We start from the raw sequence: 13,385 nt of genomic DNA on the forward strand, positions 1-13,385 counted from the left end.
GCGGCGAGCCGGCCACCGGACGCGCCTGCTCGGCGGGCGGGACGGGCGGCGGGACCGGCCGACGGCCGGCCGGGTCCGCGGAGTCCGGACCGGTCCGGCGGCGACGATGCCGCGTGTGCGGGGACCCCTCGGCGGACTGGGTGAAATACCGCAGACGCTCCGGATCCATGCCCTCGGTTCGGCGTCCCTGGCCGTCGCGGTGGCGTGTGCGACGCCGATCGTCGGTCACCGGAGGCTCCCCTGACTCACCGTCGTGCATCCAACCACCCCTGAAGAATAGCGACCGCCGCGGCCTGGTCGATCACCGCGCGCGAGGACTTCACCGTCCGGCCGCTCGCGTGCAGTGCCTGCTGTGCGGTCACCGTCGTGAAACGTTCGTCGTGCCACTGCACCGCCACCGGGTCTATCCGGGACGCGAGTCGGTCCCCGAAAGCACGTGCGGTCTCCGCCGCCGTGCCCGCGGTGTTCTTGAGTGTCTTCGGGAGGCCCACGACCACGCCGACGGCCTCGTACTCGGTGACCAGGGCCGCGATCCGGTCGAGATCGTCGGTGCGCGACGGAGTCCGGCGCACCGTCTCCACCGGCGTGGCGAGGATGCCGTCGGGGTCACACACGGCGACGCCGATCCGCACGCTCCCGACGTCGATGCCGAGGAGTCGTCCTCGGGTCCGCGGCGCAGCGTCGGGCCGGGATTGCGGGTCGGGCATCAGGCGACGAACTCGCGGATGCGGGTCAGCGCGGCGGCGATGCCCGACGGATCGGTACCGGCACCCTGAGCCAGGTCGGGTTTGCCGCCGCCACGTCCGCCGAGCAGCGGTGCGACTTCCTTGACGAGGTCGCCGGCCTTGATACCGGCGTCCCGCGCGGCGGCCGTGGTGGCGATCACGAACGGCACCTTGGCATCCGGCCCGTCACCGCTCGGCGAGAAGAGCGCGATCACCGCCTGCCGGTCGGCGACCCGGCCACGCAGGTCGGTCACCACCGAGCGGAGCCCGTTGGCGTCCAGGCCCGGCACCCGGCCCTCGACCACGAGCGTCGCACCGACGGTCGTCGCGGTCTCGAGAAGACCGGAGACCGCGGCCCGTGCGGCGTCGGCGCGCACCCGCTCGAGTTCCTTCTCGGCGTCGCGCAGCTTGGTGACGAGCTGCTCCACGCGGCCCGGCACCTCCTCGGACGGCACCTTCAGCGACGACGCCAGCCCGGCCAGCAGCGCCCGTTCCTTCGACAGGAACCGGAACGAGTCCATGCCGACATACGCCTCGACGCGCCGGACGCCCGAGCCGACCGAGGATTCGCCGATCAGGGTGATGGGTCCGATCTGGGACGACGACGCGACGTGCGTGCCGCCGCACAGCTCCATCGAGAACGGCCCGCCGATCTCGACGACGCGGACGACGTCGCCGTAGTTCTCGCCGAAGAGCGCCATCGCGCCCATCGCCTTGGCCTCGGACAGACCGGTCTCGAAGGTGTTGACCTGATAGTTCGCCTCGACCGCGGCGTTGCTGATCTCCTCGATCTCACGACGCTGGGCCTCGGTCACCGGACCGCCGGCGTTGAAGTCGAAACGCAGATAACCGGGACGGTTCAGGGACCCGGCCTGCGTCGCCCCGGGGCCGAGGACCTCGCGCAGCGCCGCATGGACCATGTGGGTGCCCGAGTGGCCCTGGGTGGCGCCGTGACGCCAGGCGGTGTCCACCGCGGCCAGGACCTCGTCGCCCTCTTCGATCTCACCCTCGTCGATGCGGACCTTGTGCAGCCACACCGACTTCCCGACCTTCTGCACGTCGGTGACCGACATGCGAACTCCGGATCCGGTGCTGATGGTGCCGATGTCGGCCATCTGTCCACCGGACTCGGCGTACAGCGGCGTGCGGTCGAGAACGACCGTCAGCTCCTGCCCGGCCGATGCGGCGGGCAATCGCGCACCGTCGGCGACGAGGCCGAGGACGCGGGCTTCCGACACCAGCTCGTCGAAGCCGGTGAACTCGGTCGGCCCGCGGTCGAGGAAGTCGCGGTAGACGCTGAGATCGGCGTGCCCGGTCTTCCGGGCGGTCGCGTCGGCCTTGGCGCGTTGCTTCTGTTCGGCCATGAGCGCGGTGAAGCCCTCTTGGTCGACGGCGAGACCGGCCTCGGCCGCCATCTCCAGGGTGAGGTCGATCGGGAAACCGTAGGTGTCGTGCAGGGTGAAGGCGTCCGACCCGGTGATGGTGCTGCGCGACGCGGCCTTGGTGGCGGTCGCGGCGTCGGCGAACAGCTTCGAACCCGCGGCGAGGGTCTTGGAGAACGAGGTCTCCTCGCCCACCGCCACGTCGACGATGTGCTTGCGCTGGGTCTCGAGTTCGGGATACGACGGCGCCATCAGATCGATGACCTTGCCGATGATCGTGCCCATGGTGGGCTGACTGTCGCCACTACCGAGCTGATTCGGCCCGCTCGCTCCGCTCCCGGCGCCGAGCAGACGCATGGACCGGACGACCCGCCGCAGCAGACGACGCAGGACATATCCCCGGCCGTCGTTGCCGGGCAGCACTCCGTCGCCGATCAGCAGGGCCGACGTGCGGGCGTGGTCGGCGACCACGCGGAACCGGACGTCGTCGGCGTGCGAACCGGCGCCGTAGGCCCGCCCGGACAGCTGCGCGGCGAGATCGATGATGGGCTTGCACAGGTCGGTCTCGTAGACGTTGTCGACGCCCTGCAGGATGCAGGCCACGCGCTCGACGCCCATGCCGGTGTCGATGTTCTGCTTCGGCAGCGGACCGAGGATCTCGTAGTTGTCCTTGCCGCCGCCGGGGCCGCGGACGTTCTGCATGAACACGAGATTCCAGATCTCGATGTAACGGTCCTCGTCGGCCTCGGGGCCGCCTTCCACGCCGTACTCGGGCCCGCGGTCGTAGAAGATCTCCGAACAGGGACCGCACGGGCCGGGCACGCCCATCGACCAGTAGTTGTCCTTCATGCCGCGTCGCTGGATGCGTTCGGCGGGGACACCGATCTCATCGCGCCAGATGGCCTCGGCCTCGTCGTCGTCGAGGTAGACGGTCGGCCACAGCTTCTGCGGGTCGATGCCGAAGCCGCCGTCGGCGACGCTGTTGGTCAGCAGCGTCCAGGCGAAGGTGATGGCCTCCCGCTTGAAGTAGTCGCCGAAGGAGAAATTGCCCGCCATCTGGAAGAAGGTGTTGTGCCGGGTGGTGATGCCGACCTCGTCGATGTCGAGGGTCCGGACACACTTCTGCACGCTGGTGGCCCGCGAGTAGGGCGGGGTCTGCTCACCCAGGAAGAACGGCTTGAACGGGACCATGCCGGCATTCACGAACAACAGGTTGGGATCGTCGAGCAGCAACGAAGCGCTCGGCACCTCGGTGTGCCCGGCCTTGATGAAGTGGTCCAGGAACCGCTTCCGGATGTCATGCGTCTGCACTGTGGGTTTCGTCCTGCCGTTGGTGATCGCAGCCGTTGGTGGTGGCGGCCGTTGATGTCGCGACATCCCAGCCTACCGTCGGCGGGTCGTCGAACGGCGCAGGGACTCTCAACTGCGAGAACGTCAGCGGGACCGGCGCCGCGACACCGCGCCGCGCACGATCGACCGCAACTTCGCCACTCGCGGACCGATCTCGCGCTCCAGCCCGTGGTCGGTGGGGACGTAGTAGTCCCTCCCGACCAGATCGTCGGGCGCATACTGTTGCGCCACAACGCCATCGGGATCATCGTGCGGATATCGGTAGGCGACGCCGTTGCCCAGCTTCTTGGCCCCCGGATAGTGGCTGTCGCGCAGGTGGGCCGGAACCGCGCCGGCCTTGCCCGACTCGACGTCGGCGAGGGCCGCGCCGATGGCCGACACCACACCCGCCGACTTCGGGGCCGTCGCGAGGTGGATGGTCGCCTGGGTGAGTGCCAGTTTGGCCTCCGGCATCCCGACCAGGTTCACGACCTGAGCGGCCGCGACCGCGGTCTGCAGGGCCGTCGGGTCGGCCATCCCGATGTCCTCGCTGGCATGGATCATCAGGCGCCGCGCGATGAACCGCGGGTCCTCCCCCGCCGCGATCATCCGCGCGAGATAGTGCACGGCGGCGTCGACGTCCGAACCACGGATGGACTTGATGAACGCGCTCGTCACGTCGTAGTGCTGGTCGCCGTCCCGGTCGTAGCGCACCGCGGCGCGATCGATGGCGGTCTCGACGTCGGCCAGGTCGATGGACTCGGTCGAGTCGGCGCTCGCCTCGAGGGCGGTCAGTGCCCGGCGCGCGTCCCCGCCCGACACCGCGACGAGGTGGTCGTAGGCGGCGTCGGAGACCTCGACCTTGCCGTCCAGCCCCCGCGGGTCGGCGACCGCCCGGGTCAGCACCTCGCGGATGTCGGCGTCGGTCAGGGACCGCAGCTGCAGGACCAGCGACCGGGACAGCAGCGGGGCGACCACCGAGAACGACGGGTTCTCGGTCGTCGCGGCGACGAGCAGGACGATGCGGTTCTCCACCGCGTCGAGCAGTGCATCCTGCTGTGTCTTGGAGAACCGGTGCACCTCGTCGATGAACAGGACCGTCTGCTGACCGCCGTTCTTGCCGTCGCCGATGAGCCGGCGGCGGGCCACGTCGATGACCGCCCGCACCTCTTTCACCCCTGCGGTCAGCGCGGACAGCGCCTCGAAACGGCCGCCGGTGGCCCGCGCGATGAGCGAGGCCATGGTGGTCTTGCCGGTGCCCGGTGGCCCGTAGAGCAACACCGACGCCGCGCCCGACCCGCTGATCAGCTTCCGCAGCGGCGAGCCGGTCCCGAGCAGGTGCTGCTGCCCGACGATCTCGTCGAGGTTCTGCGGGCGCATCCGGACCGCGAGCGGCGCGGTCGGGGACGGCGGCGCGGTGAGGCCGCCCGCGTTGCCGGGCCCGGCGGAACCTGCCCGAGGATCGTCGGGTGGGTCGAACAGTCCGTCCACGAGCGTGTCAGGCCAGCCAGATGCGCTGGAGCGCGACGCCCATCGCGGTCGCGAACACGGCGGTCTCGTCGTCCCCCGCCCGTCCGGCCGCGGCGGCGAGATCGGTCCAGCGGCTGACGATCACGCGGGGGTCGTTGGTGTGCAGGGCCCAGTCGTGGGTGAAGCCGGCGGCACCGAAGTCGGCCACATCGAACTCGGCATCTGGCTGGTCGGTCGTCTCCGGATCGCCCGGCAACATCCACACCGTCGACAGCCACACCCAGAGCTGGCGGGCGAGCAGCACCTTGCGCTGCATCTCCCGCTCGTGGGCGAGGGCCGGCCAGATCGAGTGCACCTCGGACCGCCAGGCGTCCACCATCGACACCTCGAGGTCGGTGGCACGCGCGGAGGTCCGGGGCGGCAGCTGGGCGGTGATGGTGACGAGCGCGTAGGCGATGTCGAGGGTCGCGTCGCGGAATCCGCCCCACTCGTAGTCCATGAACTGGACACCGTCGTCGTTGAGCAGGATGTTCTCGGGTCCGACGTCGGAGGGGCTGAAGGCGCGGTGATCGCCCTCGTCGAACAGCGTCGCCGCGCTCCGCAACGACTCGACGACCTGCTCCGGGACCACGACGTCGAGCGCGGCAGCGTGCCCGACAACCGAATCGATCGACCGCAGCGCCTCGTCGCGCAGGATGTCGCGCCCCTGCGTACCCGACGGTCCGCGGCGCAGCAGCGCGAGGAAGTCCCCCTCGCCGCCGACCGTGGCCGCATGCATCCGGCCGAGGGCCTGACCCCAGGCGCTGACCGCGCGGGAGGTCTCGACGGGGTCGACGCCGGCGAGGTACTCGAGCATCGAGCGGCCGTGGCCGAGGTCGGAGAGCACCATGATCCGCAGGTCGGGATCCGAGGCGATGAGTTGCGGCCCCGGGCGTGATTCGTTGGGCAGCGCGGTCGCGTACTTGTACGACGCGATCTCCCGGTGGAAGGCCTGCGGGTCCTCGTGCTCGGGAAGGGCCTTGATCACGAGCGATCGGTCCAGGCTGAGAGGGTTCTGGGCGACCCGGACCCGCACCACCGTGGTGCGCCCGCTGCCGCCGAGGTCCTCGGGATCATCGAGGACCACTGCTGATCCGGCGCGGTGTGACAGCAGCGCCTCTGCCGCCCGCACCACGCTGGTGATGCGGCTTTCCGTAATGACCGTCATGTCGCCCACCAACCTACCCGTTGCAACGATGTCGCAACAGCACTGTTCGTTCATCTGTACCACGTCGCGATCGGGGCGTCAGCAGATCGGGTACCGAACACGCTGTGGCACAGCGGGTTACCGCGTGGGCCGCGGAACCGTGTCCGATTCAGCCCGACGCGGGGCCGTCGGCCGGGCTCACGTCCACCGACACCTCGATCCGGCTCTTGGTGGAGTCGGTGTAGATGACCCCGCGTAGCGGCGGCACGTCGTCGTAGTCGCGTCCCCAGGCGACCGTGACGTGGCGTTCGTCGACCAGCTTGTCGTTGGTCGGGTCGAAGGGCAGCCAGCGGCCGTCGGGCATCCAGACCGCAGCCCACGCGTGGCTGGCATCCGCGCCGAAGACCTTCTCCGTGCCGGGCGGCGGCTCGGTCGCGAGATACCCCGACTCGTACCTCGCCGCGAGGCCCTGCGACCGCAGGCAGGCGATCGCGACGCGGGCGAAGTCCTGGCAGACGCCCTCGCGCCGCTGCAGGACCGTGTCGACCCGGGTGGTGATGGCCGTCGACCCCGAGCGGTAGGTGAAGTCGGCGAAGATCCGTGAGGTGAGTTCGGTGACGGCCTCGACCAGCGGCCGGCCCGGGGTGAAAACCCCGGCGGCGTACTCGTGGACCGCGGGGGTGATCTCCGGCCGCTCCAGATCCAGGACGAACTCGGCGGCCAGGGCACCCTCCCGGCCGTCGACGGCGGCCGGACGTGCCTGCTCCCACGGGGTACGGGCGGCCGGGCTCAGGAGGACACCCGGGTCCACCGGGTCCACCTCGACGACGGAGCGCGCGGTGACGGTGAGCTCGCGATGCGACGTCCGCACGTGGAAGTAGCTGTCGTGGTTGCCATAGACGTCGAGCCCCGTCGACCGGTCGTCGGGCTCGGGTTCGATCTCCAGCGACGTCGAGTGCACGCGCTGCCCGGGCAGGTCACGCGGCGTCAGGTGGCACCGCCCGTACGACGACGACACGTCGTCGTCGTAGGTGTAGGTGGTCCGGTGCATGACGCGGTAGGTGCGCGAACTCACGATTCCCCACCGGCCCAGATCGGTCGCGCCTGACGGGGGGTGGCGAAGCGGGTCCGGGTCAGCAGGTCGGAGAGTTCGCGCGCACCGGTGCGCAGCGTCGACATCAGTTCGACGAGTTCGGGACGGCGCCGCTCGGTGTCGACGTGCACGAGATCCACGGGGTCGCTTCGCCGGAGTTCGGCGATCATGTCCTGGACGGCGCGTTCGGCCCCGGCCGACCGCAGGGTCTCCGGCACCGAGGACAGGGCTGAGTTCAACCGCTCCAGTGAGAAGATCATCGACCTCGGATTGGTCGGGTCGAACAGCAGCAACTCGGCGACGCCGGCCGGCTGGTACAGACCGCGGTTGCGGCGGCGGTAGATGACGGACGACTCGTTGGCCACCAGGTACGACTCCAGCAGCGCCTGCTCGACGTCGGTGTCCTGCGCGTCGGCGAACATCGCGAGCGTGAGGTCGGCGAGGGTCACCGCCCGCTCGATGCGCCGGCCGACATCCATGAACATCCAGCCCGGGTCGTGCACCATCGACTCGGCCTGTAGTCCGGTGAGGGCCAGCACGCCGTGCAGGATCTCGTCGTGCGCGCTGGCCAGGTCGGGGCCGAGGTCGAGCGCGGCGTCGCCTGCGCCCGCCTCGGCCCGCGACCGGACGACCAGCTTGGTCGTGCTCGCCATGACGCGTTCGACCGGGGCGAGCACCATCCAGGTGCTCGTCGACATCTGGTCCCGGACCGCCCGGGCCGTACTGATGAGCCGGTCGATCGAATACGCGATGGTCCCGGGCACCGACCGCGACACGGTGAGGTCGGCGATCTTCTCGATCGCCTCGTTCACCTGCTCGGGCGACGGCGGCCGGTCCGACCCCGACATCAGCAGCCCGGCGGTGTCGAGGTAACGCGCGGTGCCGGTCACCGTGGCGACGGCATGCAGCAGCCGCGGTACCGCCGGCGTGCCGGACATCCACGGCCGATACTGGAAGTCTTGATAGCGCTCGCGGGACACCTTCGCCAGTCGGGTCACGAGCTCGGTCCGCTCGCCGTAGCGGCCGAGCCAGAACAGGTCCGCCAGCACTCGTGGGCTGGCCGCGGCCGCGACGTCGGAGTACTCGCGGGTCACCGGACGGCCCGCCGCAGCGCCTGCGACGACCTCGGCGGCCGGCTCGGTGCGGGTCTCCGGACGGCGCGAGACGTGCCCGCCCACCTCGGTGCTGGTGACCCAGACGTCCTTGGCGGCGATCACGTGGTGGGCGGCGCCCTCCACCCCGTCGGCGAGGACCGCCCCCAGCCCGCCGGGCATCACCGCGTAACCGGGACCCTGCGCCACGCTGAAGGCGCGCACCGACACCGGCGCCGCACGAAGCGGCGCCTGCGACCCGCCCGGAGCGCTGCCGGGGGTGACCGTGGGGGCCACCGAGAACGCCTCGAGTTCGCGCGCGACCCACTGCCAGGTCTGCGCCTCGATCCGGGCGGCGAGGTCGGCGCGCTCGGACGCGGCGAGCAGCGGGCCGATGACTTCCTCTCCCGTGCACGTGTCGGTCAGCACGAGGGACGCCAATCGATCGCGGATCAGGCTGCGCTGCAGCGGATCTCCCGCCCAGTAGGTGGTGACCGAACCCAGTTTCAGCTCCTCGTCGAGCAGGACCGGCGCCAGCCGGTCCAGCACGGTGTGCAGAGCCGGGTTCTCCAGCACTCCCGAACCGAGGGTGTTGAGGACCGTCACCGTACCGCGCGAGATCGCCTCGACCAGACCGGCGACACCGAGCTGGGAGTCCGTCCGCAGGTCCAGCGGGTCGGCGTAGGCGGCGTCGATCCGCCGCAGCAACACGTCCACACGCTTGTACCGACCGAGCGACCGCATGTACACCGCACCGTCGCGGACGGTGAGATCGGCGCCCTCGACGAGCGGGAAGCCGAGCACCGAGGCGAGGTAGGCCTGGTCGAAGGCGGTCTCGGACATGCTGCCGGGACTGAGGACCGCCACCGTCGGATCGTCGACCCCCGGCGGGGCGTATTCGGTGAGCGCGAGGCGCATGGTGCCGGCGAAGTTGGCCATCGGCCGGGGCGCGCACGCCTGGAACAGCTGCGGGAAGGTCTTCGACATCAGCCGGCGCCCGGCGATCGCGTAGCCGACCCCCGACGGCGCCTGCGTGCGGTCGCGGTAGGCGACGAAGTCGCCGTCGGCGGTGCGTGAGATGTCGACCGCATGCAGGAACAGCGCATGGGGTCCGGCGACCTCCAGACGGGCCGCCTTCCGGATGTACCCGGGGTGTCCGAAGACCATCTCGGGTGCGACGAGTCCGGCGGCGATCGTCTTCTGGTCGCGGTAGAGGTCGCGCAACAGCAGGTCCAGCAGCATCGACCGCTGCGTGACGGCCTTCTCGAGTTCGGCCCACTCGACACCGTCGACGACCAGCGGCACCGCGTCGACCTCCCAGTCGCGGGTCACGGTGTCGTGGCCGTCGAACTCGTTGTAGACCACGCCGTCGTCGCTCACCGCGGCCGCCAGGCGCGCCGCGGAGCCCCGGAGCCGTTCGGTGCCGCGCAACCGGTAGATGCGGGCCAGGTCCGCCCACGCCGGACGGATCGCCCCACCGGGTTCGAGGAGTTCGTCGTAGGATTCGACCGGCCGGTCCGGGTCGAAGAGGGTCTGGCCCGCGGCGCGGTAGCGGTCGAACACCGCGGAGGCGTCGCCCGGCGAAGAGATCACCGAAGAACTGTACGTGCCCGCCGGAGGTCGAGGACTCCGGGCACCCCGAAGTCGATGGCCTGCCGGGACGCTCGCTCGCGCAACAGTCCGACGTCGACGGTGCCGGTGGTGTGTCCGGCCGCCTCGAACCGCCCGTTGCGGCGCGACTCGGCCTCGACCGCGTTGACCGGCGGACGGTCGTAGGCCCGTCCGCCGGGATGGACGACGTGATAGGTGGCGCCACCCACCGACCGGCCGTTGACCGTGTCGATCAGATCGAAGGTGAGCGGGGTGTCGATGGTGATCGTCGGATGCAGCGAACTCGGCGGCTGCCAGGCCCGGAACCGGATCCCGGCGACGCGTTCCCCGGTGCGCCCCGTGGCCCGCAGCGGGATCGGAAAACCATTGCATGTCAACAAGTAACGATCGTCCTCACCACCCAGGACCCGCACCTGCACCCGCTCGACGGACGAGTCGACATAACGAGCGGTGCCGGTTCCGGTCGACTCCTCCCCCAGCGTGTTCCACGGCTCGATGGCACTGCGCAGCTCGATCTCCTGGTCTCGGATCTGCACGGTCCCCAGACGCGGGAACCGGAACTCGGTGAACGGGTCCAGCCACGCGGTCTCGAACGGGTAGCCCGCCTCACGGAGCTCCTCGGCGACGAGCGCGATGTCGGCGATCACGTAGTGCGGCAATAGGTGTTTGCCGTGCAGGTCGCCACCGTGGCGGATGAGCCGGGCGCGATAGGGCTTCTCCCAGAACCAGGACACCAGGCTGCGCACGAGCAGCGACTGAACCATCGCCATCCGATGGTGCGGCGGCATCTCGAACGCCCGCAGTTCCAGCAGACCCAGCCGCCCGCGCACCGAGTCGGGGCTGTAGAGCTTGTCGATGCAGAACTCGGCCCGATGGGTGTTCCCGGTGATGTCGGTCAGCAGGTGCCGCAGGGCCCGGTCGGTGACCCAGGGATTGGGTGGCGCCCCGTCGAATCGCCCGCCGACGGTGTCCTTGACCGCCAGCCGGTCGATCTCGGCGAAGGCGATCTCCAACTCGTAGAGCGCCGACTCGCGCCCCTCGTCGACGCGGGGTGCCTGCGACGTGGTGCCGATGAACCGGCCGGAGAACAGGTACGACAGCGCGGGATGCCGCTGCCAGTAGGTCAGCATCGACACCAGCAGATCGGGGCGGCGCAGCATCGGTGAGTCGGCGGGCGTGACGCCGCCGAGGGTGATGTGGTTACCACCGCCGGTCCCGCCGTGACTGCCGTCCAGGTCGAAACTCTCGGTGCCCAAACGCACATGTCGCGCATGGTCGTACAGCGACTCGAGCAGTTCGGACTGCTCGGCGAAACTCCCGGTCGGCTGGATGTTGACCTCGACGACACCCGGGTCCGGCGTGACCGACAACGACACCAGGCGCGGGTCGGCGGGCGGTCCGTATCCCTCGACGACGACCGGTGTCGACGTCGCGGCCGCGGCGTCCTCGACGAGTTCGACGATCGCGAGGTACTCCTCGAGGGTCGAGGTCGGCGGCATGAACACATGGACGACGCCACCACGCACCTCGGCGACCAGGGCGGTGCGGGGCAGGAACTGGACAGGGTCGACATCGCGGACGGCGTGGCCCAACGCCGTCGACGGGTCGGCCGGCAGGTCCTCGTGGCGCGCGGACGGGTCGGCTTCGAAGAGCGTCGGAGCCGGACCCCACGAGGGCGAGTTGAGCGGCAGCCGCAGGCCGGCCGGTGAGGTGCCCGGGGTCAGCACGATGCGCCCCCGCCGGGTCGTCCACACCGCGCTCTGCCACGCGGTCCGATCCTCCGATCGACTCAACGGCACCAGGTGCGCACACGGCTCGGTGACCGCGGCGTCGAGCCGGGCGATCAGCGCCCGCCTGCGGGCGACGGAATCCGTTGCCGGCGCGAGGCTCTGGTCGTCCTCGCCGTCCGTCGAATCCGCGTCGACGATGATGTCGGCCTGCGCGAAGGCGCGCGCGGCGGGGAGGGTGGGGTCGGTACCGGGATCACCGGGGGGCATCGCGGCGAGTTCACGCATCCGCACCAGCGGATCCTCGTAGGCCGGCATCACCTGCCCGGCCGGAAGACCGAGCGCCGCCGCGAACGCGGTGAGCAGTTCCCGCGCCGGGCCGGCATCGCCGGTGATCTCCGGATCCGGACCGTGGGTCTCGGTCTCGATGGCGGCCGCGCACTGCTCCGGCGTCGCCCACGGGTCGGCGAGCAGACCCGGGTCCCGCCAGATCGGCAGACCGTCACTGCGCCACAGGAGTTCGAGCTGCCAGCGCGGGAGCGGTTCGCCGGGGTACCACTTGCCCTGGCTGCGCCGGATCAGGCCATCGGGCGCGTAAGCCTTCTGCAGTCGACCGGCAAGCCGCCCGGCCAGCAGCCGTTTGTGGGGACCGTCCGCGGCCGTCCGCCACTCCGGGTCCGTCTGGTTGTCGATGGACACGAACGTCGGCTCGCCGCCCATCGTCAGGCGCACGTCGTTGCGATCCATCCGCTCGTCGACCAGCGCGCCGAGATCGGTCACCCGGTTCCACTGTTCCGCGGTGTAGGGCAGCGTGACCCGCGGGTCCTCGTGGAAGCGGGTCACCGTGTTGGTGAAGTCGAGCGTCGCGTGGCACGGACCGGTCGAACCGGTGATCGGCGCGGCACCGACCGGATGCGGGGTGGCCGCCAGCGGGATGTGTCCCTCGCCGGCGAACAGGCCCGACGTCGGGTCCAGGCCCACCCAGCCGGCACCGGGTAGGTACACCTCGGTCCACGCGTGCAGGTCGGTGAAGTCGGCGTCGGGACCCGACGGTCCGTCGAGGGCCTTGACGTCGGAGGTCAGCTGGACGAGGTAGCCGGAGACGAAACGCGCCGCGAACCCGAGCTCGCGCAGGAGTGCGACCAACAGCCAGGCCGAGTCGCGGCAGGATCCGATGGCGCTGGAGAGCGTGTACTCGGGCGACTGCACGCCCGCCTCGAGCCGAACGGTGTAGCCGACGGCGTCGCGGACCGCGGCATTGAGACCTACGAGAAAGTCGATGACCCGCGTCCGGCCCGCCGGCCGGTGCTTCGCCGCGAACCTCGCGATCTCCGGATGTACTGGCGCGCCCGCGAATTCACCCTCGGTGACGCCGGCGGGACGGAGGAAGATCTCCAGGTCGCGGCGCAGTTCGGCGGGATAGTCGAACCCGTAGAACTCGGCCCACTCCTCGATGAAGAAGTCGAACGGGTTGATCGCGGTGAGATCCGCGACGAGACTCACGGTGATCCCGAGGGAGGTCGAGGGTTCCGGGAACACCAGGCGCGCCAGGTAATTGCTGAACGCGTCCTGCTGCCAGTTCAGGAAATGCGCACCGGGTTCGACGGTGAGCGAGTAGGCCTCGATGGGCGTGCGCGAGTGCGGCGCCGGACGCAGGCGGACGACGTGGGGGTAGATCTTGGCCGGCCGATCGAACGAGTACACCGTCCGGTGCTCGAGTGCGACCTTGATCGTCATGCTGGGAATCTCATCACAGATGACCGGCGGGCGC

At 70.4% G+C, this 13,385-nt stretch carries 7 protein-coding genes and 1 pseudogene; all 8 read right to left on the reverse strand.

Translation table 11 applies throughout. The features are described 5' to 3' along the window. Window positions 1-259: pseudogene (locus tag MHN80_RS23760) on the reverse strand (ABC transporter substrate-binding protein); the annotation flags it as partial. Then, a complete protein-coding gene (ruvX, locus tag MHN80_RS23765; protein WP_239403930.1) occupies window positions 246-707 on the reverse strand; it encodes a Holliday junction resolvase RuvX in 462 nt (153 codons plus the stop codon). The pseudogene MHN80_RS23760 and the gene ruvX, both read right to left, overlap by 14 nt. Further along, window positions 707-3,418: an alanine--tRNA ligase gene (alaS, locus tag MHN80_RS23770; RefSeq protein WP_239403931.1), complete on the reverse strand. Its 2,712-nt coding sequence runs from the start codon at window positions 3,416-3,418 to the stop codon at window positions 707-709. Before alaS ends, ruvX begins: the two co-directional genes overlap by 1 nt. 123 nt (window positions 3,419-3,541) lie before the next feature. Further along, window positions 3,542-4,927, reverse strand: a complete 1,386-nt coding sequence (locus MHN80_RS23775) for a replication-associated recombination protein A (RefSeq protein ID WP_004019009.1) — start codon at window positions 4,925-4,927, stop codon at window positions 3,542-3,544. Window positions 4,928-4,934: 7 nt separating this feature from the next. Beyond that, entirely contained in the window at window positions 4,935-6,113 is a 1,179-nt protein-coding gene (locus MHN80_RS23780) for a hypothetical protein (protein ID WP_033203545.1), read from the reverse strand. A 148-nt stretch (window positions 6,114-6,261) separates the two neighbouring features. Then, the gene (locus MHN80_RS23785) at window positions 6,262-7,167 is read right to left on the reverse strand and encodes a transglutaminase family protein (protein WP_239403932.1); all 906 of its coding nucleotides are present in this window, start codon (window positions 7,165-7,167) and stop codon (window positions 6,262-6,264) included. Continuing rightward, window positions 7,164-9,869, reverse strand: coding sequence for a circularly permuted type 2 ATP-grasp protein (locus tag MHN80_RS23790; RefSeq protein WP_239403933.1), 2,706 nt, complete (start codon window positions 9,867-9,869; stop codon window positions 7,164-7,166). The genes MHN80_RS23785 and MHN80_RS23790 overlap by 4 nt, the downstream gene beginning before the upstream one ends. Then, complete coding sequence (locus MHN80_RS23795; RefSeq protein ID WP_239403934.1) at window positions 9,866-13,351, reverse strand: DUF2126 domain-containing protein; 3,486 nt, start codon at window positions 13,349-13,351, stop codon at window positions 9,866-9,868. The genes MHN80_RS23790 and MHN80_RS23795 overlap by 4 nt, the downstream gene beginning before the upstream one ends. Window positions 13,352-13,385: the final 34 nt, after the last annotated feature.

It is taken from the genome of Gordonia sp. McavH-238-E (assembly GCF_022348225.1).
In the GTDB taxonomy this organism is placed as follows: Bacteria; Actinomycetota; Actinomycetes; order Mycobacteriales; family Mycobacteriaceae; genus Gordonia; species Gordonia terrae.